This is a genomic window from Amycolatopsis magusensis, from assembly GCF_017875555.1.
Classification (GTDB): domain Bacteria; phylum Actinomycetota; class Actinomycetes; order Mycobacteriales; family Pseudonocardiaceae; genus Amycolatopsis; species Amycolatopsis magusensis.
The window spans coordinates 6,540,820-6,564,178 of sequence record NZ_JAGGMS010000001.1 but is presented as its reverse complement, the minus strand read 5'-3'; the positions used below and the strand labels follow the sequence as shown (position 1 = coordinate 6,564,178).

The following is a 23,359-nucleotide window of genomic DNA, read 5'->3' as shown; positions in this document are numbered from 1 at the left end:
CAGGTCGTCGGAATCAGTGGGCCGGGCTGGCGGATCGGTCCGGCGCACCGCTGGAACGGATCGGCAGGCCCTGTGCGGTGAGGTGCTCGAGCCAGCGCCCGGCGGTGGCCGGGTCCGGGGCGCCCTGCACCAGACCGGCGGGCAGGGCGTCGGCGAGCAGTTCGCCGATGCCGTGCGCCAGTGGCAGCGACACGCAGCGGGCCATTGCGCTCGCCCCCGGCTCGCCGGTCAGGTCCAGTGAGTACCGCCCCGACCAGCTCTGCCCGTCCGCGCGCGTGGCGGACAAGCCCACCGCCAGCACCACCCGGTCACGATCCTGCGGGCGGGTCGGGTGGCGGGCGGCGAGTTCGGCGGCCAGTTCGGTGATCCGGCCGGGGTCGCCGGTCCGGAGCTCGTCGAACACCTCGGCCCACGCGTCCAGCCAGCCGTCCAGGCGCAGGGTGCCGCGCACGAAGGTGTCCAGCTGCCACCTCGGCGGGAAACCGTACTGGCTGATGTAGGGCAGGCTGTCCCGGTTGGGGTAGACCTCGAACCGCTCGCCGTCGACCTCCAGCGGCCGGGCCACCTCCCACGGCCGGTCGGCGACCTGCTTGGCGCCCTGCTCGACGTAGTGCGCCGGGCTGAGCAACGCGGTCAGCACCCCGCGTGGCGCCCAGCTGAACCGGTAGCGGAACTCGTTGGGTTCCGCGGGCACACCGCCGCAGTACGAGGTGAACGACGCGGTGACCCGTGCGTCCGAACCGAGCGCGCGTACCGCCTGGTCCACCAGCACGTCCGCGAACAAGTGGTCGAGGCCGGGGTCCAGGCCGATTTCGGTGAGCACGGTCAGCCCGCGTTCGCCCGCTTCCCGTGCACCGGCGCGGATTTCGTCCGAGGCGTAGCTGCTGCACGCGAAGTGCGCGCCGTTGTCGAGGCAGATCCGCAGTAGCCCGGGGTGTTCGGTACCGGGCAGCATGGACACGACGACGTCTCCCGGCGCGATCTCCGCCGCCAGCGCGTCCGGGGTGTACGCCCGCGGTTCACCCCGGACGTCCAGCCGGTCCAGGCAGCCGGCGGCCTTGGCCGCGGTGCGGCCCCAGACCAGCACGCGAGCGTGCCGGGACAGCCCGGCGAGGCCGGGGCCGGTGGACAGTCCGGTGCCGACCCAGTGCACGGTCGTGTTGTCAGGCATTGCTTCCCTTCCAGTGCGGGCCGTGTCGGTCAGCGGCCGTGGTGAACGCGGTCAGGCAGCGTCGCCAGATCGCGCCGTCGCCCAGCAGCGCCAGGTGCGGTGCGAGGTCCGCGGCGAAGTCCGCGGTGGCCTCGCGGGGCAGCAGCGACGGCAGGTTGTCGATGGCGATCACGTCGAGCCCACCGTCGACGCGGCGCGCGGGACGCTGCCACGTGGTGGTCTCGTGGTAGATCGGCAGCGCGTGGAACGGGGACCCGACGTCGCAGGTGACGTCGGCGACCACGGACAGCCGGTGCGGGCCGCGCAGCGCGGCCGGGGTGAGGAACGGCTCGATCGGGCCGGTGGCCAGCACCGCGTTGACCAGGATGTCGTGGTCCAGCAAGGCCCGTACGTCGAGGTTCGCGGTCTCGGCCACGTCCCACCGGGTCACCTCCGCCCCGGCGGCGGTCAGCGCGTCGACCGCGCCACCCCCGCAGCGCCCGAGGGCACCGATCACCAGTGCCCGCAAGGGTTTCCGGTCGGCTTTCAGCGCCGCTTCGAGAGCTTCGCGCGTGGTCGGGGTCAGCGGATCGGTCAGCTCGCCACCGTGGCGCAGCACGGCCAGGGCGGCGCCGGTGTACCCGGCCCAGTAGCCGAACGCCGCGACCCGGCGGCCGTGCTCGTCGACCAGGCTCTCCAGGTCCAGCAGCGCCCCGCCGCCCTGGGTGAAGCGGCGCAGCAGGTCGGCCGCGCCGGGTTGGCCCTTGTAGGCGTGTCCGAAGTAGATGTGCCGGTGCCGCAGCGCGTCCGGGTGCCGCGGCAGTTCTTTGAGCCCGAGCACGTACGCGTCATCGGGTGCGTCCGGCCAACTGCCCGCCGGGACCAGTGTGCAGCCCGCGGCGGCGTATTCCTCGTCGGGGAACACGCGCTGCGGTGATCGTTCGACGGTGACCGTCAGCCCCTGCCGGATCAGGTCGGCGGCGGTGGCCGGCGTCAGTGGTGCCCGTCGTTCGGTCGGCCTGGTTTCGTGGCGCAGGACGAGGTACGGCGCTTTCACAGCACCAGCTCCGCGTCTTCCGGCACGGGTTGGGCGACCGGCGGCCCGGACGCGACCTCACGCAGCAACGGCTGCTCCAGGAAATAGGCGAAGGAGGCATAACCGCGCCAGACCCGGTGCCATTCCCCCGCCACCGCGGCTTCACCGCTGGTGCGGCGGACCCGGTCGAGGTAGGCGACGATGATGTCGGCGGCTTGCTTGGCGTGGCCTGCGGAGAAGTTGTCGATGGTCAGGTGCGCCTGCTCGTAGCAGTCGTCGAAGCCGTGGTGGCGCAGCTTCTGGATCTCGTGCAGGCGCATCTCCCCGGAGCCGAACATCTCGATCGCGAGGTTGTAGCCGAGGATCTCGTTGTAGAACCGGTCGGGGAACAGGCACATCGACAGCTGCTGCAGCGCGAAACCGTACATGTCGTCGGGCAGGTCGTCCTGGTCGACGAACTCCTCGGTGCGGATGTGCGGCAGTCGCGTGCCCTGGCTGGCCAGCGCGCGCCGGGTGAGGGTGAGGTGGTTCTTGCGCAGGTCGCCGTTGCCCATCTCGTCGGCGTGGATGCGGAACAGCATCCCGTCGCTTTCCCGTTCCCGGCGGCCGAGCCTGCCGACCCGGTGCAGCCAGGCGCCGTCGATCAGGTAGGTCAGGTGGTAGGTGCTCTGCCGGAACCGCACCTCGTCGGCGTCGGGCACCTCGGTCAGCGGCTCGTACGGGTCGACCAGCTTTTCCCAGTAGATATTCTCCGCCCGCGCGTACAGGGCGTCGGGGTCGTAGTCGAAGAAGCTGGCGTCGGTGTACCGCCCGCCCGCGCCGTGCTCGAACAGCACCTGCGCGTCGACGAAGCACTGCTCGGCGCGCTCGGCAGCCAAGGGCAGGGTGTTCGCCCAGTTCTCGATGTTGACCAGGCGGTAGAACAGTTCCCGGTCGCCGGACGGGGGCGTGTCGTCGAAGACCACGTCATCCGGGTGGGCGTCGGCCACGGCGGGCCACCAGCGGTCCACGACGTGGTCGCCGACGGTGTTCGGCCGGACGACGATCTCGCCGCGTTCTCCATTGTGGACGGTCGCCACCCAGTCGGCGAGCAGGGCGGCCTCCCGTTCGTCGAAGATGCCGAACATGGGCCCGCCGAACCGGATCGCGGCCAGGAACCGGCAGTCCCCGCCGGGGAGTTCGGCCAGGTAGGGCGATTCGCGGAACTCCGTGAGGAAGTGGGCGAGCGCGGCCGGATCGGCGCCACCCGCCGTACGGCCGAATTCGGCGAACACCTCCACCAGCGACCGGTCGCCGACCGCCGCCCGCCCGTGCTGGCGGCCGGCCAGTGGTGCGTGCCGGGAGATCACCTCGGCCACTTCGGACTCCAGCGTCCGCGTCCGGCGGAACTCGGCCAGCTCGGTGAGCAACCCGACGTGCTCGCGTTCCAGTTGCACGGTCAGCGCCACCGCGGCCAGCAGCCGCGCCTGGTCCACGGGATCCGCCTGGGCGGCGTACTCGGCGAGCAGCTCGTCGAGCTCGGCGGGCGGTACGGGCGGGGGAGTGCCGAGCAGCCGGTCGTCGATGCCGAGCCGATGGAACGCGTGGTGCACACCGACGACCTCGGGCAGGAAATTGCCGGGCAGGACCGAAAGCGCCAGCGGGAAGCAGGCCAGCAGCGCCGTCGCCGGGCGGGCGTTCGCCCGGTCGAGGAAGTCCGCGGCGGCGATGCCGGGCAACGCGGCTCCGGCATCCTCGAGCGCGCGGGCCCGGTGGTGGTGCGCGGACCTGAGCGGGTCTCCGCCGCCCGCGAGCTCGAAGTGCTGCGCGAACAGCCGGTTGACCACCACGGCGGGCTGAGTGGCCGGCTGTGACACCGCGTCCAGCCAGCACCCGGCGAGCAACGCGACCACGCCACGCTGACGCAGCACCTCGGCGCGCACACCCGGTTCGGCACCGTTGAGCGCGGCCAGTGCCGGAGCCAACTCGTCGCGGGTCCCCTCGATCAGGCCGTGCACGGCGGCGGAAAGGTCGCCGTCGGGCGGCCCGCCCGTCAGGCCGGCGGCGCGGCCGAGGAAGCCGTGCAGCACCCGGCGGGCGAGCAGCAGCGTCACCTCGGACTCGCGATCCCGCACGAGCGTGCGGAACACCTCGTGCGGGCCCGCGGCGAGCACCGCGTCGACGGCCTCGCCGGTGCCGGGCGTGAAGTGGAACGGCCTGCGCGGCAACGAGGTGGTGGTGTCGTCGGGGACGTGGGTCGGCTCAGCGGACATGGGTTGCTCCTCCCGGTTTGCGGGCCAGTACCCCGATGCGGGAACCGGGCACGCTCGAGGCCAGCAGGTAGTACCCGCCGGGGCGCGTCCGGCCCGAGGCTTCGCGGTCGGCGAGGTTGATCAGCGGGTCGGCGGCGAAGCAGTGCCCGACCCGGGTGGTGTTCGTGGTGTCCAGCTGGCCGGTGCCGAACCCGGCCTGCCGCTCCTTCATCACCAGCAGCGGGAGGTAGATGTTGGCGTGCAGCAACGCGTCCACTTCGGCGGTCCGCATCCCCCTCGGCCCGAGCAGTTCCTCGTTGACCCGCTTGGCCAGGTCCGAACTGATCTCCGAGGACCAGTCGAGCGACGCGGTCTCCTGCGCGGACGCGCATCCCAGCACCTCGTAGGCTCCGTCGTTCGCCTCGCCGTTCGCCTCCGCGTGGACCAGGCACGCCGCACCGCCATCGCTGAACAGCGCGTACCCGGTGATGCGGGTGTCCTCGTCGAACACCCGGTCGGTGGTGACGACGAGGACGCGCCGGTACCGGCCGGTGGTGACCAGCGCGGTGGCGATGTCCAGGCCGGACAGCAGGTTGACGCAGCGGCCCATGCCCACCCCGTAGACGGCGATGTCACCGAGTCCGAGGCGGGTGAGCACACCGCGGAGGAAGCCGCCGTGCCCCTCCGGCGGCCCTGGCGAGGAAGTGCAGCAGAAGACCAGCGCGTCCACCTCACCAGGGTCGATCCCGCACGCCCGCAGGGTTTTCGCGCCCGCCTCCACGGCGAGGTCGTCCAGGCCGCGCTCGGTGCGGAACACGCTGCCCCAGCCCCACAGGCCTGCGTTGACGGCGAGCCCGTACTCCGCCGCCTTGGCTTCCAGGCCGGGTAGTTCGGTGTGGTGGACCTCCTGTTCGCCGAGCACGTAGCGGGCTCCGCTGAGGAAAACCCCGGCGGCCATCAGATCACCTCCACGTGCGTGGCCGCCTCGGCGTGCGTCCGCAACAGCGACACGACCGGGGCCGGATCGGGGTCGAAGTAGAAGTGGCCGCCCGGGGCGCGGCGGTGTTCGGGCGGCTCGGTGCACTCCTGGGCCCATGGGGCGAGCTGTGGTTCACCGACGTGCGGGTCCCCGGCGCCGGCGATCACCGAAACACCGATCCGCAGTGGCGGCGCCGGCTGGTACCGGTAGCCCACGGCCAGCTCGAAGTCGGCCTTGAGCCCGGGCAGCAGCAGGTCCAGCACCTCCCGGTCGGCGACGACCTCGGGCGGGAACTGCCCGAAGAACGCGAGCGCCTCGGCGAACTCGGCACCGTCCAATGCGGACATCTCGCGGACCCGGGCGGAGGGCAGCAGCGACGGCGCGGAGATACCGGAAGCGGTCAGGTGCCCCACCGCGGGCACGTCGCGCAGCCGGCGGGCGACCTCGAACCCCAGCAGGCCGCCGAAACTGTGGCCGAACAGCTGCACCGGCCGCGGGTCGCGGGCGACCTCGGCGGTGATGGCTTCGGCGAGCTGGTCGGCCAGGCCGACGAAATCCGGCAGTGGCTCGTGCGCGCGGTGCGCCTTGCCCGGCGGGCACACCGCGACGATGTCGGCGCAGTCGTCGAGGAGCGGTTGCCAGTCCAGGTAGGCACGCGGATCGCCGCCCGCGTAGGGGAAGCAGAAGACCCGGGCGGGACGGCCGTCGCCGCGGGTGAGGAACCAGTCGGGCACCGGAGTGCCTCCTCTCGGGTGCTACATCACGAAGGTCTCGGTCGGCGAGGTGGCCGGGTCGCCGGGGCGCACGTGCAGTTCCCCGTGGCCGGGTCGCAGCACCACCGCGGCGACGGTCCGCTCGCGGCGGATGTCGCCGGTACCGGCCACCCGCACCGGATCCGCGGACAGCAGGGCGAAGTGGTCCTCTGTGGACGCCTGCACCGGAAGCCGGTCCAAGCCCGACTGGCAGGTTTTGAGGCGCAGCTTGGAGAAATTGCGGGCGAATACGGTCAGTTCGTCTTGTGCGGACAGGTCCGGGTGGAGGAAGTGGTTGGTGTGCGCGGATTCCTGGCCGTGCACCACCCGCAGCTCGTCACCGGCGACCTCGACCCAGGCGGTGGTGCCCGGATCGCACAGCGTCAGCGAACGGGAACTGGCCAGTCGCAGGCCGCGCAGCACTTCCAGCGCCTCGGCGACGGTGCCCGCGGTGTCGAGCAGGTGCCGGATCGCCAGGTACGGCGTCAGCCCGTGCCGCCACCGTCCCGCCAGTACCAGGTTGAGCCCGACGGCCAGCCCGTCGCTGTTGACGCCGAGATACCCGAGCAGGCCGCCGAAGCTCAGCACCAGCGACCGCCGCGGCCCGGCCCGCACGTCCAGCACGGCGATGTGGTCGTCGAGATCGCCGTTGAGGTCGACCGTCTGCGCCAGCACGGGGTGCCGGCCGGCCCGGGCGTAGGTGGTGCAGTCGCCCATCGTCGGCAGTTTCTGGTAGCCGAGTAGTTCCCGGCGCACCTGCAGCAGCACCGCCTCGTCGACGCTGATCCCCGCGCCGGCGGCCAGGCCACGCAGTTCCGCGCCCAGCTCGGGGGTCTGCTCGTCGATCGCCGCGGCATACCGGGCCAGCTCCGGCCGGAGCGCGTCGAGCGTGAGCGGGGCCGGGGAGAGCGCGTTCAGGCGGGCCAGCCGGTCGCCGAGGAAGTCCCGCAACCCGTCCGCCAGTGTCGCGCCGTGCGCCTGCCCGCGGGTGAACGCGTCACCGTGTGCGCGCACGAGTGGGACGGTCATGAGCCGTCGTCACTTCCCTTCCTGCCCGCCAGCAGGTTGGCCGCGACCGCGGGCCACTCGCCGCGCAGGACGCTGTAGTAGACCGCGTCGCGGCGGCGGTTGCCCGGCATCGGGTTGAAGCTGCGCAGGATGCCTTCTTCGACCGCGCCGATGTTGCGCAGCCCCTGGCGGGCCTGCTTGTTCAGCGCGTCGGTCTTGAACTCGACCCGCTCGGCGCCGAGGTGGTCGAACGCCTCGCGCAGCATCAGGTACTTGGCCCAGTGGTTGATGCCCTGGCCGTGGAACTTGGTGCCCAGCCAGGACCAGCCGATCTCCAGCCTGCCCGCGGCCGGGTTGATGCTGCAGAAGCTCATGCTCCCCGCCACCGCCGCGGAAGCCCGGTCGGTGATCACGTAGACCACCCGCTCGCCCGCGGCCTGGTCGGCCACCGCGGCGTCGAAGAACGCGTCGAACTGCTCGTCGGTTTCGATCAGCTGCACGAAGTACCGCCAGAGCGCCGGATCGAGCGCCTGCGTGCGCAGCGGCTCTCGATCGGACTCGGCGATCGGCCGCAGCACCACGTGCTCGTCGGACAGCTCGGTGCGGGCCAGTTCGGCCCAGTTCGGCGCGCTCACTCGGCCCCCTCCCCAGCGTGCGCCGCGAGCGCGGTGGTGACGTCGCGCAGCGTGCGCATGGCGGCCACGTCCGGCTCGGTGAAGACTTCCAGGCCGACACCGGTGTCGTCGCAGGCGGACATCAGGAACATCACCTTCTGCATCGAGGTCAGGCCGTAGCCTTCGGCCAGGTCGCGGTCGGGGTCGAGCTCGGCGGGCCCCACCGGGGTGCTGAGCACCCGGGACAGGTTGTCCCGCACCGCGTCGTCGATGGTGGACGGGTCAGCAAACATGCAGGCTCCCTTTCGGATCGTGGATTTCGTCGTGGAACCGGTCGGCGATGCGTGCCCGCAGCGGCTTGAACTGGGAGGTCAGCAACCCGTTCCCGGTGCTGAACGGTTCGGGCGCGACGACCACCTTGCGGATCTGCTCGTCGGCGCCGAACGCGGCGTTGGTGCGGGCCAGCTGCCCGGCGATGGCCTCGGTGTCCGCGGGCACCGACGCCGGGGACACCACGGCGACCAGGTAGGTCTGGGTGGGACAGAACAGTACGCACTCGCCGATGGCCGGGCTGGTGCGCAGGTGGTCCTCCACCGGCTGCACCACCACCTTGCGGCCGTTCTCCAGCACGATCACGTCGTCGGCGCGGCCGCGGATGTAGAGGTAGCCGTCCTCGTCCAGTTCGCCGAGGTCACCGGTGCGGACCAGCCCCGGTTCGGGGAACATCCGCTCGGAGGCCCCGGGCGGGGCGAACTCGTAGCGCCCGCACACCGGGAACCGGCTGCGCACACTCACCACGCCGTCGTCGCCGATCAGCACCTCCTTGTGCGGCAGCACCTTGCCGACGCTGCCAGGCCGGTGCGCGCCGGGGTGGTTCTTGGTGACGATGCAGGTCTCGTTCAACCCGTAGCCCTCGTAGATGGGCAGCCCGGCGTCGGTGAAGAACCGCAGCACGTCCCCGGCGGCCGGTGCGGAACCGGTCCAGAGGTAGCGGATGCGGTCGCCGAACACCCGGCGAGCGCCTTCGGCCAGCGCCTCGGCGGGCGGGGTCTCCGGCCCGGTCCTGGCGACCTGCCGTTCGATGTAGGCCTTGGCGGTGGCGAAGAACCCCGGCACCCCCATGACCACGGTCGGCTTGATCCGGCGCAGCGTGGGGAACGCGGCCTCGTAGGTGCTCAGGGTGACGTCGTGGCCGTGGTGCAACGCCGAATACACCCAGTACCGCTGCTGCAGCACGGCCAGCGGCAGGAAGACGAACAGGTTGTCCCGCTCGCCGTGCCGGAAGATCTCCTGCACCGCGGCGATCCCGGAGTCGATGCTGCCCACGGAGGCGGTCATCCCCTTGGGTTCACCGGTGCTGCCGGAGGTGAGCTTGAGCGTGGTCACGTCGTCCGGTTCGTAGTGCACCGGCTCGGGCGGCTCGGCGCCCGCGGCCAGTGCGCGGGCGTCGGTGATCGGGCGGACTCGGCCATCCGGGTCGTCGAGGTCGTCGTCGCCTCCGCCGGCGCCGTCGGCGAACAACACCGCGAGGCCGTACCGGGGGATCAGCGCCGGGTCGGTGCCGAACTTGGCCGGGTCGAACCCGACGGTCACCGCGCCGATGCGCAGTGCCGCGAGGTCCAGCAGCACCCACTCGAGGCAGTTGGGCGCCAGCACACCGATCCGGTCGCCGCGCCGCAGGCCCGCCTCGAGCAGCGCGCCGGCCAGCCTGCCCGCCATTTCGTGCACCTCGCGCAGGTCCCAGTCCTGCGTTTGGTCCAGGCGGGCGACGTGCAGGCGGTGCCCGGGCGGCGGCGGTGTGGTGTTGATGCTGTTGATCACCTGGGCCGAGCCGAGCAGGTTCGGGGCGGCCCGGGTCTGGGTGAGGCTCATCAGCGGGTCTCCTTCCGCGACGGGGTGGCGGCGATCGTGGCGGCCATCCGCCGGACCGTGTCCACTTCGGGCAGCCGGTCCAGGGTCAGCCCGACGCCGAACCGCTTGCGCACCCCCGCGAGGATGCGAGCGGCGGCCAGCGAGTCACCGCCGAGGTCGAACAGGGTGGCGGTGGCGGGTGGCGCTTCGCACTTGAGCACCGCCGCCCACAGTTCGGCGACCGCGCGCTCGAGTTCGGTGTCCGGGGGCGCGTCGTCGGTGGCCACGGTGGGTGCCTGGTGCTCTTGCAGCTTCGCGCGGTCGACCTTGCCGTTGCGGGTCAGCGGGAACTCGTCGTGCCAGTGCACCCCGGACGGCACCATGTAGTGCGGCAGCACCGCACGCAACGGCTCGCCCAGTTCCGCGGCGGTGGGCCTGGCCTCGCCCGCGGGCACCAGGTGCGCGACCAGCCGGTCGCCGCCGGCTCCTGCTTCGCGGGCCACTACGGCGCGGCGCACCGCGGGCAGCGCGACCAGCCGGGTTTCCACCTCACCGGCCTCGATGCGGTAGCCGTTGACCTTGATCTGGAAGTCCGACCGCCCGAGGATCTCGAGCTCCCCGGTGGGCAGCCGCCGGCCGAGGTCGCCGGTGCGGTAGACGCGCTCACCAGGCACCAGGCCGTCGGTGAACCGCTCGGCGGTGCGCTCCGGGTCCGCCCAGTAACCGCGGGCCAGGCCGGTGCCCGCCGCGCAGATCTCCCCGGTGACCCAGTCCGGGAGGTGCCGCCCCGCCGCGTCGAGGACGTAGGCCCGGTTGTTGGCATTGGGCCTGCCGTAGGGAATGGACTCGGAGCCGTCCTCGTGCGCCCCGACCGGGTGCGAGATGTTCCAGACGGTCGTCTCGGTCGGCCCGCCCAGTGACACGACGTCCAGACCGGGGCGCAGCGCCCGGAGCGCGGCGGGCAGCGCCGGGGGCACCCGGTCCCCGCTCAGCATCACCAGCCGCAGGGTGGCCAGTGCTTCGGCGCCCTCGGCGGTGGCCTGCTCGTGCAGCAGACCGGCGATGGCGGGCACCGAGTTCCAGACGGTCACCCCGGCCTGGCCGCACAACCGCAGCCAGTGCGCCGGGTCGGCACTGCGGTCCGCGTCCGGCAGCACCACCGCCGCCCCGGCCGAGAGCGCGCCGAACACGTCGTAGACCGACAGGTCGAAGGAGAACATGCTGATGCCGAAGAACCGGTCGGCCGGGCCGACGCCGAACCGGCGGTTGCAGTCGGCGACCACGTTGGCGACCGCGCGGTGGGTCACCATGACGCCCTTGGGCTTGCCGGTGGTCCCCGAGGTGTAGAGCACGTACGCCAGGTCTTCGGGATCCGCGCCGGGCAGGGGAGCCACCGGCGCGGCCGAGTCGGCTTGCCGGGTCAGGTCCAGCCGCAGCACCTCCCGGTCGCGATCGGTGTAGCCGGTGTTGGACAGCACGAACCGGGCGCCGCCGTCGGCGAGCATGAGCGCCCGGCGCTCGGCGGGCAATCCGGCGTCGACCGGCAAGTACGCCCCGCCCGCGAGCACGATGGCGAGAATGCCGGCCACGTGTTCGGGGCCGCGTGTCATCACCAGCCCGACCGGCTCGTCCCGGCGCACCCCGCGTTCGCGCAGCCACCGGGCGGCCTGCTGGACGTGCGCGTGCAGGTCGCGGTAGCTGGTCTCGCCCGAGCTGGTGATCACCGCCGGGGCGTCCGGAGTGGACTCCGCCCGGGCCAGGAAAGCCTGGGGGAGCAGGGGATCGGGAATTTCGGCCGCGGTGTCGTTGACTTGGGCGTGGCGGGCGCGCTGGTCGTCCGGGCGCAGGTCGAAGACCCGTCGCTCCCACGACCGCGGGTGCCGCAGGTCCTCGAGCAGCCGTTGGTAGCCGTCGACCAGCGCGTCCACCAAGCCCTCGGGGAACAGTTCGTCCACGCTGTCGAACTGGACCACGAGGCCGCCGTGCCGCTCGTAGGGCGACACGTCCAGCCACACCTGCGGGGTCTGGCTCTCGGTGTGGACTTCCGGGCCGAACAGTTCCAGCGCCGATCCGTCGGCGCCGTCATAGCCGATGGCGCTGTTGAAGGTGTACGGCATCCGCGCGTCGGCGCCCTCCCGGCGGGCCAGTTCGCGCAGCACCTCGATACCGGAGAAGTGCCGGTTGTCCAGTGACTCCCGCAGCGATGCCTGGACGTTCCGCGCGCGGTCGGCGAACCCGGCGGCGGTGTCCAGCTCGACCGGGACCAGCATGGTCTCGCCGAAGTTGCCGAGCGCCTGGTGGATACGCGGGTGGATCGGCGGCCGGTTGGCCACGGTGGCGTTGAGGGTGAACCGGTCCCCGGCGCCCCAGCAGGCCAGCACCTCGGCGAAGACGGCCAGCAGGAGCCCGGACGGGGTGAGCCCGTGCTCGGCGGCCCGTTCCTTCAGCGCCGTCCAGTCAGCCCGGTCGAGCCGGGCGAAGCGGGCGGTGAACCGGGCGTCGCCGATCGAGGCCGGACTGGTGCGCAGTGGCAGGTCCGGGTGCGGTGCCACCTGGTCGAGGCGGGCCAGCCAGTAGTCACGCGACCGCTTGGCCGGCGCGCGGGTGCGGGCCCGTTCCTGGGCGGCGACGTAGTCGGCGAACGCCGCTTCTTCGCCGGTTTCGTCTGCCGCGCCGGTGTAGCAGGCGTGCCATTGCTGGAAGAACAGGAAGATGCTGATCGCGTCGAGGATGAGGCCGTCGTGGTCGACGTGGAGCAGCATGTCCTCGTCGGTGAGCAGGGTGACCGCGACCGACAGCAGCGGCGCCTCGTCAGCGGGCAGGCTGCGGTGACCGCGTTCGGCGCGTATCGCCTCCCGGTGTGCCCGCTGCTCGTCGGCGGGCTTGCCGCGCAGGTCGAACCGCGCGATCCGGACGACGGCGGCCCGCTGCTCGACCTGGGTGCCGTCCTCGGTGAACCGGGTACGCAGGATGCCGTGCCGGGCCACCACCGCGTTCAGCGCCGATTCCAGCCGGTCGAGGTCCCAGTGCCCGGCGATCTCGTGGTAGACGTGACTGGCCGAACTGATCTCGACCTGCGCGTCGCGGCCGATCAGGTAGCCGCGCTGCAGCGTGGTCAGCGGCGTGCCTGGCGGGGTGTCGAGGTAGTCGACCAGCCCGGCCTTGTGCGCCTTGACCTCGGCGACCAGCTCGGCGTCCATCCGCTCGCGCGGACCCCGCAGGCGCAGGTCGCCCCCGGCCAGGGTGACGTTGAGCCCGCGGGAGCGCAGTTCCCGCAGCACCTGGGCCGGACTCCGCCGCGTTTCCCGGGTTGTCTCGCGTTCGGTGGTCGTCACCGGCTCACCTCCGCGTTCGGGGGCACCACGGCCGCGGGTGGTTTCCCGGCCAGGCTGTCGGCGATCCCGGCGAGGTCACCGCCGCCGAGCAGGGCCTCCAGCGGCACGTCCGCGTCCAGCCGGTCGGTCAGCTGGTACTGCAGGGCCACGGCCTGCATGGACTGCATGCCGAGCTCGGCCAGCGACCGGTTCGCCACCGGTTCGTCGGCGGGCAGGCGCAGCACCTCGCGGACCACCTCCGACAACCACGGCAGCAGGTGCGACCCCTCACCGGCCTTCTCGTCGACGGGGGTGCCGGTCACGGTCGGCTCCTCGGGCCGTGGCCCGAAGAAGGTGCGGCCGGCCAGGGTGACCGCGGTGCCCGCGGGCACCAGCTCCACCGCGTGCGGCCAGGTCCGCTCGGCGGGCAGGCCCAGTGCCCCGGCCAGCGCGTCGGCGAAGCGCGGCAGCACCGGACGGCCGCAGGTGGCCAGCAGCCCCGCCGCGGCCGCCTCCAGCGCGATGGCGGTGCGGGCTTCGTCGGCCCAGTCACCGGCCCGCGCGGCGCCCGCCTCCTGGGCGGCGAACCCGCGGGCGTCCTTCACCAAGCCGAGCAACTCGGCGGCGGCGGAGTTCAGCGAGAACCCGTCGGCGCCCAGTGCGCGGGTCAACGCGGCGCGGCGCTCGGTGAGCCTGGCCAGGAACGCGGTGTGTTCCGGGGTCCAGACGCCCGCGTCGGGCATCCGGCCGCCGTGGTCACGGGCCAGCCGCTCACCCAGGTCGCTGAGCCAGGCCTGCCAGGAGCCCTCCAGCCGCTCACGGGTGAACGCGTCGAACTCGCCGGGGTCGAAGTTGGTCCGCCTGCCCTCGGGGCGGGTCAGCGCCAGGTAGAGCCGGAACGCGTCGACGGTGTCCGGGGTGAGCACGTCCCGTCCCCAGACCGCGTGGCCGCGGCTGGTGGAGAACTTGCTCTGCTGGAGCAGGTAGAACTCGTTGAGGTGGTAGTCGATGTCCGGCTCCCACCCGGGGTGTGCCGCCTGGTAGAGCGCCGGGACGACGATGGGGTGGAAGAAGCTGCCGTCGGCGCCCAGGAAGTGCACGATCTTCCAGTCCGGGTCCGGTTCGGCGCTCCGCCAGTCGTGGCCGGTGCGCTCGCCGAGGGCGCCGATGCCGTGCAGGATGCTGTAGGCGTAGTCGATCCACGACCACACCACCTGACCGTCCACTTCGGACTCGGCGGGCGTCACGCCCCAGTCGGCGGGGTGGGTCAGCGGTACCTCGACCGGCCCGTGGGACAGCACCCCGGCGGCCAGCTCCTTCACCGACGCCGGTACCCGGCCCCGGCGGTGGTGTTCGCGCACCCGATCGGCCAGCTCGTGCAGGGACAACTGGTAGCGGCGCACGGAACCGCGGCGCGGGGTGGCACCGGACTCGGCGGAAATCGGGTCGACCAGGTCGGTGACGGAGTTGGGGTGCCTGCAGCCCTCGCAGATGTTGCCACCGGTGGCCTGCCCGCAGGACGGGCAGCCACCGCTGACCCCGGCCTCGAACAGGTACCTGCCGGAGCCGGGGTCGAACAGGGCTTCCGCCTCGGCCAGGTCCACCGCGTCGGAGCCGAGCAACCGGGTGAAGAACGCGCGAAGCGACTCCGGGTAGGTCTCGTCGGCGCTGGTGGCGGTGAACTGGTGGACCTCGATGTCCATCGCCGCCAGTGTTTCGCGGATGCGCGCGCTGTAGTGCGTGGCCGTCTCCAGCGGGGTGCGCCCCTGCTCGGCTCCCGCGGCGGCGACGTAGTTCTGGTAGTCGTCGCTGCCGCACAGGTGCCAGGCCCGCACGCCGTTCATCCGCTGGAACCGGGTGTAGGCGTCGGCGGCGAAGAACGGCCCGGCCAGGTGGCCGAGGTGCAGGTCCCCGTTCGGGGTGGGCGCGGAGGAGAACACGAAGACCGGCCGCGTCCCGAACCGCCTGCGCACCGGTGTCCCGGCGGCCTCGGCGGCACGGGTGGCATCGCGCCAGAAGAACGACGCCAGCACCAGGTCGGTGTCGCCGGTGTTGGTGACGTGGTGTGTCTCGAACGGGTCGAACCGCACCACGGTGCCGGTGCCGATCCGGTGCTCGGCCCCGTCGACCTCCAGTGTGCCGCCGCCGGAGACGAGCACCCAGATCTCGGTCTCGTCGTGCTGGTGGGTCAACGACCGCACCCCGGGCGCCACCCGGCCCCAGGCCGCGCCCACGCCCAGGTCGGCCGCGCCGCCGGGGTCCAGCGCGGCCACGTCGATGCCGAACGCCCGGCTCAGCCCCTCACCGGTGAACGTGCTGATCTCCACGATCAACTCCTCTCGAATTCCATCAGGTCGGCGGCACGAGCGGCGATCGCGGGCGCCAGCCGGTAGCCGGACCCGTTCGCCGCCCCGGCGAACACCACCCGGCCTCCGCCCAGCGCGCGTACCACGGGCTCGCCGGTGCCGCTGTAGGCGTCGCAGAAGACACGGCCGGAGGTGCAGTCATCGGCCATCGCGGGGGCGTAGCGCCGCAGGACCTCCCGCGCCTCGTGCAGGTCGTGCCCGGTCAGGCCGTCCGGCGGCCGGTCCGGATCGGGATCCCATTCCTGGCAGGTGTAGCTGAACAGCCAGTGCCCGCGTTCGGGCAGCGGCAACAGGAACGCGTCTTCGCGCTCGAACACCACCGCGGGGTCACCGGGTTCCGGCCGCCTGTTGACGTGCAACGCGGCGACCTTCTTCACCCGGGCGCCCAGTGGCGCCAGCAACGGCCGCCACGCGGCCGCGGTCAGCCACGGGCCGGGGGCGAGCACGACCCGGCCCGCGGTCAGCTCCTCGCCGGTGCCCAGCCGCAGGGCGACCCCGTCGCAGCCGTCGGCCACCGCTTCCACCCGGACCGCCTCGCGCACCTCGGCGACCGTCCGCAGTTCGGCGGCCAGTGCCCTGGCCACCCCGGCCACGTCGGCGTAGTGACTGCCGCGGACCGCCCACGCGGACAGGCCGTCGGGCAGTCGCACGCCGCCGGGGAGCTCGCCGGTGCCGGCGAGCCCGGCTTCGGCCAGGTAGTCCGAGCGCAGCCGCGGCTCGTCGGACGAGGCGGCGACGACCCGCATCCCCACCGGGTGGAGGGGCAATGCGGGGTGGTCGCGGTGCAGTTCCGTGTAGAAGCGCTGGCTGAACCGGGTCATCTCCCGCACCGCGGGTGTCGCGCCGCGCGGGGTGTGCAGCCCGGCCGAGCGCAGCGAGGCACCGCCGCCGACCAGGTCCCGGTCGAGCAGCAGCACCGACGCGCCCGGCCGGCGACGGGTGATCTCGCGGGCCGTCAGGCAGCCGACGATGCCCGCGCCGAGCACGGCGACGTCGACGACGCGGGCGGACGCGCCCGCGCTCTCCCGGGCACGCGCCCTGGTCCGGGTCGTTCCCACCGCGATCACGCCCGGTGCAGTTCGGCGGTGGTGTGCTTGCCTGCCCAGTCGATGAAGGGTTCCAGCTGTTCGTTGGACCGCACCCCGAGCAGCCGGTCCATGATCCGCTGGCTGCGCCAGGCCACCAGGCTCAGGTTCGGGTCGGCGAGACCGCGCTGCTCGCGCACGCCGTTCTGCAGGAAGATGCTGCGGTCGCGCGGGCCGTCCCAGCGGATGGCGAAGTCTTTGTCCACAGTGTACTCATCCCCGGCCCGCTCCAGCCGGTGCGCCAGCGGGGAGAGGAACTCCGTCGGCGCCGACCGGTACCCGGTGGCCCAGACCACGTAGTCGGCCTCCACGTGCTCGACCTGGCCCGGATCGTCGTTGCCCTCGACGGTGAGGTCCCAGCCGACCCGGTCGGCGGCCACCCCGGTGACCACCCGGTTGGGCAGCAACGCGAACAGGTCCTCGGCCCCGTCGACGAACCGGAGGGCGTAGCAGCGCTGGTAGATCTCGCGCAGCGTCGATTCGGAGATCCCGTCGCTGGTCAGCACGTTCTGCGCGTTGAGCGCCACCCTGGCCGGGCGGTCGAGGTCGAAGAAGTAGTCGGAGTAGCTGGGGACGTAGTACTCGTTGGTGAACGGGGTGTCGTCGATCGGGAAGTAGTTGTGCCGCCGCGACACCCAGGTCACCCGCCGGGGCAGCTGGTCGGCGGGCCGGGACAGCAGGTCGAGGAACACCTCGGCGCCGGACTGCCCGCCACCGACCACCGCCACGCGCTTGCCCGCGAAACTCCGGTCCCGCCGCAGGAAGTCGCTGACGTGGAACTGCGACCCGCCGAGCTTGCCGCGGGCGGGTTCGGGCACCCACGGCTTGGTGCCCACGCCGACGACAACGTTGTCGGAGGTGACCGTGCGCCGGGAGGTGTGGATGACGAAGGCGGCTCCGTCGAAGTCGATGTGCCGGACTTCCTCGCCGAAGCAGACGTTGTCGTTGGCTTCGCTGGCCCACTGCAGGTAGTTGCGGAACTCCTGGCGCGGCACGGCATCGAACTGGGCGTTGATGAAGTGGTAGATCCGGCCCCGTTCGTGCAGGTAGGACAGGAACGAGAACCGGTTGGTGGGGTCGGACAGGGTCACCAGGTCCTTGAGCAGCGACACCTGCAGGGACGCGCCGGGGATCTGCTGGCCATCGTGCCAGCCGAAGCGGTCTTCACGGTCCAGGAACAGGTTCGAGACCCCCGGCTTGCCGTGCAGCAACGACGCCAGGCTGAGGTTGGCCGGTCCCACGCCGACACCCACGCAGCGGTAGTGCGCGGTCTCCGGATCGCGGGAGCGTGGACCTTCAGCGGTCACAGCGCGCACCTCTCTCCCGACGTGCACACGAGGGTGGGGGACACCCGCCCGTTCTTGCCTTTCTCCCACATCGTGAACCCTTCCTCAGTGCGGACATTCACGTACCCGTGCATGTTCCGCGCGCACGAATCGGCAGGCGGGCGACCAAGCCCGGCTGTGCGATTAATCGGAGCGCTCTATCAGTGCGTCCCGGATTCGCCGCGCGGCGTTTGAAGTTACTTGCCTCCTGGCTCCTCGCCGACGCGGTAACCGGAGTCGGCCGGTGCGATCGCACTTAGCGTGGAGATGAACCCTAACCGTCCACGAGTGTGGAACGGGGATGCCTTTCGGAACTCCTCCAGGCCTGCGGACAACGTTAGCACGCGATTTCTCACTTCGCCGCTCGCTGCAATCAGGCCTCTTCCGTTCTCCAGGAGCAGTTAACCCGCGCGACGCCTGCGCTGCGGGTTCCCGGCCGGTGAAACCGCCGAACGGGTGTCCTGAGCGGGGCCCGGCGGCCGGGTTCTTCCGCTCAATGAAGTGCCACTGGCCAATTGTCTTGATCATTGACGCGCATTGATCGCGATTGTGAATGTCCATTTGGAATTGTCTCCGTGCGCACCTGTGGCAGGATGGATCGAGTGAATGTGACGAGGACTCATAGCGGCCCCGAGCTACCTCCCGCCCGCGACGGTGATCTGAGCGAGATAGCGGAAGGCTTGCGCCGGCACCGAATGGTGACAGTCACCGGTGGCTCTCCAGGTGCGCGCACGGAGACGATTTACCGGGTGGCGCGGCAGGTCGCTGACCACTATTCGGCAAACAGTCAGGAAGTGCTCACGGGACCCATATCGGACACTTTTCCGCAGGCTGTCGCCGTCGCGCTGGGCGTGGTCGAGCGGCCCGCCGAACCACTGGCGGAAGCACTGCGCACAGCATTGCGCCACGGCAGGCGATTACTGGTCGTGCGCGGCTGCGGGCACCGGTCCGCCGAGGTGGCGGAAGTGGCCGGAGAGCTACTCGGAGCCTGCCCGGAGTTGACCGTGCTGGCCGAGTCGCCCGTCCCGCTCGGTATCAACGGCGAGTACGCCGTCACCATTCCCGGCCGGTGGACCCCGGTCGATCCCGCCGCGCTCACCGAAGCCGACCACGACGTGCTGACCGCGGTATCCGTGCTTTGCCGCGTCTTCGACACGGCCATGGCGGCCGAGTTCACGGGGATCCCCACCGCGACGGCGGAGGCCGCGCTGACCCGGCTGGCCGAACTGCGCGTGCTCCTCCGTGAACAGAACGGCTGGTGGGTCCCGCCGGAAACCCGTACCCGATGGGCGGTGAACGGGTCGGAGGCGAAACGGGCGGCGGCCGTGGAACGGCGCGCGGAGTGGGCGGAGAAGGAAGCGGACGAACTGCGCGCCGCGGTGGAAACCGGGACAGCATGGCGCGATCGGTTCGACCTGGTCGCCGACGACCTTCGCGCCACCGTTCTCGCGCGAACCCGGCCGGACGCCCGCCACCACCACATCGCTCGGGTGCTGGCCGAACTCCTCTACGCCCGGCAGTTCCTCGCCGAAGCGCGGGCCACCTTCGAATCGGCCGCCGCGCTGGCCGTCGACGACCGCGCCGCCGCCCGCGACCTCCGCTCGGCCGCCGACGTCGCGATGACCGAACACCGCGGCGAACCGGCGTTCGCCTTGCTCAAGCGCGCCGGCCGCGGTGGTGACCGGGCGGGCCGGGCGGTCGCACTCGCGTACGCGGTGTGCGTCGGGAACCGATTCCCGGCCACCTTCACCGAACCGGTCCCGCACGAGGAACTGTGCGAACTGCTGGCCGAGGCGGAACAGGCCGCTCCGCCGGACGATCCGATCGCCGGCGCGTACCTCGCCGCCGCCCGTGCCTGGAACGCCACCGGCGAGAAGACCACACCCGACCCGGACCTCACCGTCGTGGCACTGGCGGCCGCGCGCGCCACCGGCCAGCCCGTGCTGATCTCGGCGGCGCTGGACGCGGTGGCCAGCGCAGACGGTGCGGCCGGCCGGTTCGCCCGCGCGCACGATTCCTGCGGTGAGCGGCTTTCGCTGTTCGAGCGGCTGCCCCGGCACGAGCCGCAGATCGGGGTGGAGATCGTCGACACGCTGCACGTGGTGCCGCTGGCCGCACTGGCGGCGGGCCGGTTGCCGGATGCGGTGCGCGCGGCGGAATTGTCCTGGGAAGACCCGTTCCGCGGGCTGTACATGCGAGCCGGCAAGTTCGTCGTCCCGCTCGCGCTGACCGGCGACTTCGACAAGGCACTGGAGTACGCGGAGACCACCTGGGACGCCTGGCAGCGCGTCGGCCGCCCGCCTGCCCGCTGGCTGGCCCCGGCCGCGCACGCCGCGGGCCTGGTGCACGGACTGCGCGGGCAGGCTGCCCAGTACGACGAATGGGCCGGGAGGGCGCTGGAACTGTCCACCCCGGAAGTCCACAGTGGACTTGCTGAGAGCTTCACCGCGTTCGCCGTGCCCCGCCTCGCCCTGCACCGGGGCGACATCGACACGGCCAGGTCCGCGGTGGTGCGCCCGGCGGCTCCCTGGGAGGAAACCCCGCACCAGGTCTACGACGCCTACGCCTGGGCCATCGCGGCGGAAACCGCGGTCATGGCAGGGGATCCCGAAGCCGAATCCCTGCTGCGGGCGGCCGAACCAGCCGCCAGGGAAAACTCGTGGGCCGCGGCTTGCCTCACCCGGGCCCGCGCACGCCTGCGCCGAGATCCGGCGGCCTTGGCACAGGCACTGGCGGACTGGCAAGCCATCGGCGCCCGGTTCGAGCACGCGTGCACGCTCCTCCTGGTGCCGGAGCGCCGCGACGAAGGCACCGCGGCGCTCGCCGCGCTGGGCTGCCGCGTACCCGTGGACTCACTATGATCCAGATTCGCGCGGTAACCCGGCCGGCCACGGGCGCGGCACCGACATGAGAGGACCGGCAACGGCAGTGACCACCACCGGCCGGGGAACGGACTACCGGGCACTGCTCGCGGCAGGCGTCACGATCGTCCTGTGGGCTTCTGCCTTCGTGGTGATCCGCGACGCCGGCGAGCACATCTCCGCGGGTGCGCTCGCGCTGGGCAGGCTCGCGACCGGAGCGCTCGCCCTCGGCGCCTTCCTCCTGATGAGCCGGCAGGGGCTCCCACCGCGAGCGGCGTGGCGCGGCATCGCCGTCTCCGGGGTGACCTGGTTCGGCGTCTACATGGTCGCGCTCAACGCCGGGGAGCAGCACATCGATGCCGGCACGGCGGCGCTGGTGATCAACCTGGGCCCGATCCTGATGGCTCTGCTGGGTGGCTGGCTGCTCGAGGAGGGTTTCCCGCCGCGGCTGATGGTAGGACTGGCGTGCGGGTTCGCCGGGGCGGTGCTGGTCGGCTTCGGCTCATCGGGAGAGGGGAGCGCGAACCTGCTCGGCGTGCTGTTGTGCGTGCTCGCGGCGGCGGGCAGCGCGATCGGCGTGGTCGCGCAGAAACCTGCGCTGCGGCACGCGAGCGCACTGCAGGTCACGACCTTCGGGAACGCGATCGGGGCGGTGGTCTGCCTGCCGTTCGCCGGGACCCTGGCCGGCGAAGTGGCCTCGGCGCCGGCCGGGACGGTGCTGGAAGTGGTGTACCTGGGGCTGTTCCCGACCGCGCTCGCGTTTTCGACGTGGGCCTACGCGCTGTCCAGGACGACCGCCGGGAAGATGGGGGCCACCACGTACCTGGTCCCGGTGCTGGTGGTACTGATCAGCTGGCTGGTCCTCGACGAGATCCCGGCGGCGCTGTCGTTCGCCGGTGGCGCACTGTGCCTGGCCGGGGTCTGGGTCTCCAGGAGGAGGACCCGGGAACCCGCGGAGGAAGGATGACTGTGGAGGAACTGCCCGTAGAGGGCTTCGAACGCGTGGTCGTCGACCGTGCTCCCGGTGGTGCGCTGCGGTCGGTCATCGCGGTGCACGACACGACGCTCGGACCGGCGCTCGGCGGTGTGCGGATGCGCCCGTACGACAACGAGGAAGCCGCGGTCGCCGAGTGCCTGGCGCTGGCCCGCGCGATGACCTTGAAGGCGGCGGCCACCGGCCTGGAACTCGGCGGCGGGTGGAGCGTCATACCCGGTGATGTTTCCGCGAAGACGCCGGAACTGCTGCTGGCGCACGGCCGGGCGATCGCTTCGCTGGCGGGGCGATTCATCCCGGTCAACGATGTCGGCACGGACCAGGACGACCTGCGCAAAATCGGTGAGGTCGCCGCACCGGTGTGCGCACAGGGCGACCCATCGCCGTGGACGGCCCTGGGCGTGGCCGCGGGGATCCTGGCGTGCGCCCGGCACCTGGGGCACACCGAGCTGACGGGGTTGCGCGTCGGCGTTCAGGGCGCGGGCCACGTCGGCAGCGCCTTGGTGCACCTGCTGGCCGAAGCCGGTGCGGAAGTTCTGGTCAGCGACGTGGTCGCGGAACGGGCCGAGACGGTGGCCGAGTCGGTGGGTGCCGAAGTGGTCGATCCCGGCGCCTTGCTGACCCGGGAGCTGGATGTGCTGGCACCGTGCGCACTGGGCGGGGTCGTCACGCCCGCCTCGGTGGGGGAGCTGAGGTGCCGCGTCATCGCCGGCGGGGCGAACAACGTGCTGGCCTCCACCCGGCTGGCTGAGGACCTGCTCGCCCGCGGGATCGTGTACGCGCCGGACTTCTGCGTGAACGCGGGCGGGGCGATCTTCCTCCAGGAGCAACTGCTCGGCCACGACCACGAGGCGATCCGCCGGCGCGTCCTGACGGTGGGCGAGGTGATAACGGACCTGCTCACGCACGCCACCACCGACGGCATCCCCACCACCCAGGCGGCGCACGACCTGGCGAACGCGCGCCTCGCCAAGGCCGCCGCCGCCGACTGAGGCGCCCCCGGCAGGCTTTACCGGGGCACGGTTCCGGTGTCGTCGAACAGGGTGCCGGTGGGGCCGTCGTCGGGGAGGGTGGCGTACTGGACGGTGACCGCGTTGAGGAAGGTCTTCGACGGTGAATAGGCCCCGCTGACACCACCGAGGGACAGGTCGCGCGCCTATCCCGAAGGACCCGGCGCGGAAGTGCTCGGCCGCACCACCGTGGTCATGCCCGAGTCCGGCCGCGTCAACCTGCTCGACGGCCACTCGCCCTTGAGCCGCCGCCCCAGTCAGACCTTTCCCTTGGCGAGCGATTTGACCGAGAAGGGCTTGTAGGCCTTCGCCGTGAATTCGCCGTAGAGTTTCATCACGCTTTGGGTGCCGTCCTTGCCCTGGTGCGACATGAAATAGATGAACTCGGTGTAGTCGTCGGTCGGGGCCTTCGCCCAGGAAACCGGGTCCACCCCCTTCTGCAGGGCGTACCAGTAATCGACCACGATGAAGTCCGGGCCCCAGGGGGAGCCGGACGATCCCCGGGTCGAGGAACTCGCCACGGACATCGCCGGTCACCTCCTCGCCAACCCCGAGATGCTGGCGATCGCCACCAGTCTCCGGGGCGAGACCGACGCGGTGGCCCGGTATGGACTGATCAGCGACCACCAGGCGCAGATCGCACCCACCTTGAGCCGGTTGATGGCGCTCGTCGAAGCCGGCCTGCGCTCCGCGGACATCGACATCCTTCGGCAACCTCGTGCGAAGGCGACTGGTTCTTCGCGTTCGAGGGTGTAGCTGCCAGGGCGCACCGGCCTGGTCAAC

18 protein-coding genes are annotated in these 23,359 nt (G+C 71.9%); 4 read left to right on the top strand and 14 right to left on the bottom strand.

The annotated features are described in order from the left end of the window. Positions 1-13: 13 nt before the first annotated feature. From JOM49_RS29075 to JOM49_RS29015, 13 genes are read right to left on the bottom strand one after another with little or no spacing between them, the layout of a single operon-like run. Positions 14-1,171 carry a saccharopine dehydrogenase family protein gene (locus JOM49_RS29075; protein ID WP_209667377.1) on the bottom strand — a complete coding sequence of 386 codons (1,158 nt, stop codon included), beginning with the start codon at positions 1,169-1,171 and terminating at the stop codon, positions 14-16. Beyond that, the gene (locus JOM49_RS29070) at positions 1,164-2,207 is read right to left on the bottom strand and encodes a saccharopine dehydrogenase (RefSeq protein WP_209667376.1); all 1,044 of its coding nucleotides are present in this window, start codon (positions 2,205-2,207) and stop codon (positions 1,164-1,166) included. Before JOM49_RS29070 ends, JOM49_RS29075 begins: the two co-directional genes overlap by 8 nt. Continuing rightward, positions 2,204-4,438, bottom strand: coding sequence for an iron-containing redox enzyme family protein (locus JOM49_RS29065; RefSeq protein WP_209667375.1), 2,235 nt, complete (start codon positions 4,436-4,438; stop codon positions 2,204-2,206). The genes JOM49_RS29070 and JOM49_RS29065 overlap by 4 nt, the downstream gene beginning before the upstream one ends. Then, positions 4,428-5,375 (bottom strand): beta-ketoacyl-[acyl-carrier-protein] synthase family protein, encoded by a 948-nt coding sequence (locus JOM49_RS29060; RefSeq protein ID WP_209667374.1) that lies wholly within the window; start codon positions 5,373-5,375, stop codon positions 4,428-4,430. The genes JOM49_RS29065 and JOM49_RS29060 overlap by 11 nt, the downstream gene beginning before the upstream one ends. Beyond that, positions 5,375-6,130: a thioesterase II family protein gene (locus JOM49_RS29055; protein ID WP_209667373.1), complete on the bottom strand. Its 756-nt coding sequence runs from the start codon at positions 6,128-6,130 to the stop codon at positions 5,375-5,377. Before JOM49_RS29055 ends, JOM49_RS29060 begins: the two co-directional genes overlap by 1 nt. A gap of 21 nt (positions 6,131-6,151) precedes the next feature. Then, the gene (locus JOM49_RS29050) at positions 6,152-7,177 is read right to left on the bottom strand and encodes a C45 family autoproteolytic acyltransferase/hydrolase (protein WP_209667372.1); all 1,026 of its coding nucleotides are present in this window, start codon (positions 7,175-7,177) and stop codon (positions 6,152-6,154) included. Beyond that, positions 7,174-7,791, bottom strand: coding sequence for a GNAT family N-acetyltransferase (locus tag JOM49_RS29045; protein WP_209667371.1), 618 nt, complete (start codon positions 7,789-7,791; stop codon positions 7,174-7,176). The genes JOM49_RS29050 and JOM49_RS29045 overlap by 4 nt, the downstream gene beginning before the upstream one ends. Continuing rightward, the gene (locus tag JOM49_RS29040; protein ID WP_209667370.1) at positions 7,788-8,063 is read right to left on the bottom strand and encodes a hypothetical protein; all 276 of its coding nucleotides are present in this window, start codon (positions 8,061-8,063) and stop codon (positions 7,788-7,790) included. The genes JOM49_RS29045 and JOM49_RS29040 overlap by 4 nt, the downstream gene beginning before the upstream one ends. Continuing rightward, the gene (locus tag JOM49_RS29035) at positions 8,053-9,642 is read right to left on the bottom strand and encodes an AMP-binding protein (RefSeq protein WP_209667369.1); all 1,590 of its coding nucleotides are present in this window, start codon (positions 9,640-9,642) and stop codon (positions 8,053-8,055) included. The genes JOM49_RS29040 and JOM49_RS29035 overlap by 11 nt, the downstream gene beginning before the upstream one ends. Then, entirely contained in the window at positions 9,642-12,956 is a 3,315-nt protein-coding gene (locus JOM49_RS29030) for a non-ribosomal peptide synthetase (protein WP_209667368.1), read from the bottom strand. The genes JOM49_RS29035 and JOM49_RS29030 overlap by 1 nt, the downstream gene beginning before the upstream one ends. Continuing rightward, positions 12,953-15,262 carry a class I tRNA ligase family protein gene (locus tag JOM49_RS29025; RefSeq protein WP_209667367.1) on the bottom strand — a complete coding sequence of 770 codons (2,310 nt, stop codon included), beginning with the start codon at positions 15,260-15,262 and terminating at the stop codon, positions 12,953-12,955. Before JOM49_RS29025 ends, JOM49_RS29030 begins: the two co-directional genes overlap by 4 nt. A 2-nt stretch (positions 15,263-15,264) precedes the next feature. Further along, positions 15,265-16,359, bottom strand: coding sequence for an NAD(P)/FAD-dependent oxidoreductase (locus JOM49_RS29020; protein WP_209667366.1), 1,095 nt, complete (start codon positions 16,357-16,359; stop codon positions 15,265-15,267). Between the two features lie 5 nt (positions 16,360-16,364). After that, positions 16,365-17,693, bottom strand: coding sequence for a lysine N(6)-hydroxylase/L-ornithine N(5)-oxygenase family protein (locus JOM49_RS29015; protein ID WP_209667365.1), 1,329 nt, complete (start codon positions 17,691-17,693; stop codon positions 16,365-16,367). Between the two features lie 812 nt (positions 17,694-18,505). On the opposite strand from JOM49_RS29015, the gene JOM49_RS29010 reads away from it, so the two are divergent. From JOM49_RS29010 to JOM49_RS29000, 3 genes are all read left to right on the top strand, one after another. Further along, complete coding sequence (locus JOM49_RS29010; protein WP_209667364.1) at positions 18,506-20,572, top strand: hypothetical protein; 2,067 nt, start codon at positions 18,506-18,508, stop codon at positions 20,570-20,572. A gap of 67 nt (positions 20,573-20,639) precedes the next feature. Beyond that, on the top strand, positions 20,640-21,539 hold the full coding sequence (locus tag JOM49_RS29005; protein ID WP_282770470.1) for a DMT family transporter: 900 nt from the start codon (positions 20,640-20,642) through the stop codon (positions 21,537-21,539). Beyond that, positions 21,536-22,558, top strand: coding sequence for a Glu/Leu/Phe/Val dehydrogenase family protein (locus tag JOM49_RS29000; RefSeq protein ID WP_209667362.1), 1,023 nt, complete (start codon positions 21,536-21,538; stop codon positions 22,556-22,558). Before JOM49_RS29005 ends, JOM49_RS29000 begins: the two co-directional genes overlap by 4 nt. Before the next feature lie 275 nt (positions 22,559-22,833). On the opposite strand, the gene JOM49_RS28995 is transcribed toward JOM49_RS29000, so the two are convergent. Then, the gene (locus tag JOM49_RS28995; RefSeq protein ID WP_209667361.1) at positions 22,834-23,040 is read right to left on the bottom strand and encodes a hypothetical protein; all 207 of its coding nucleotides are present in this window, start codon (positions 23,038-23,040) and stop codon (positions 22,834-22,836) included. A 1-nt stretch (position 23,041) separates the two neighbouring features. Here JOM49_RS28995 and JOM49_RS28990 point away from each other — a divergent pair, with 1 nt between their 5' ends. Next, positions 23,042-23,332: a hypothetical protein gene (locus JOM49_RS28990; protein ID WP_209667360.1), complete on the top strand. Its 291-nt coding sequence runs from the start codon at positions 23,042-23,044 to the stop codon at positions 23,330-23,332. Positions 23,333-23,359: the final 27 nt, after the last annotated feature.

What these genes read in the sequence shown, in the direction of transcription:
- JOM49_RS29075 (WP_209667377.1), bottom strand. Translation starts at nt 1,171, where the DNA reads ATGCCTGACAACACGACCGTGCACTGGGTCGGCACCGGACTGTCCACC.
- JOM49_RS29040 (WP_209667370.1), bottom strand. Translation starts at nt 8,063, where the DNA reads ATGTTTGCTGACCCGTCCACCATCGACGACGCGGTGCGGGACAACCTG.
- JOM49_RS29000 (WP_209667362.1), top strand. Translation starts at nt 21,536, where the DNA reads ATGACTGTGGAGGAACTGCCCGTAGAGGGCTTCGAACGCGTGGTCGTC.
- JOM49_RS29065 (WP_209667375.1), bottom strand. Translation starts at nt 4,438, where the DNA reads ATGTCCGCTGAGCCGACCCACGTCCCCGACGACACCACCACCTCGTTG.
- JOM49_RS28990 (WP_209667360.1), top strand. Translation starts at nt 23,042, where the DNA reads ATGAAGTCCGGGCCCCAGGGGGAGCCGGACGATCCCCGGGTCGAGGAA.
- JOM49_RS29060 (WP_209667374.1), bottom strand. Translation starts at nt 5,375, where the DNA reads ATGGCCGCCGGGGTTTTCCTCAGCGGAGCCCGCTACGTGCTCGGCGAA.
- JOM49_RS29050 (WP_209667372.1), bottom strand. Translation starts at nt 7,177, where the DNA reads ATGACCGTCCCACTCGTGCGCGCACACGGTGACGCGTTCACCCGCGGG.
- JOM49_RS29035 (WP_209667369.1), bottom strand. Translation starts at nt 9,642, where the DNA reads ATGAGCCTCACCCAGACCCGGGCCGCCCCGAACCTGCTCGGCTCGGCC.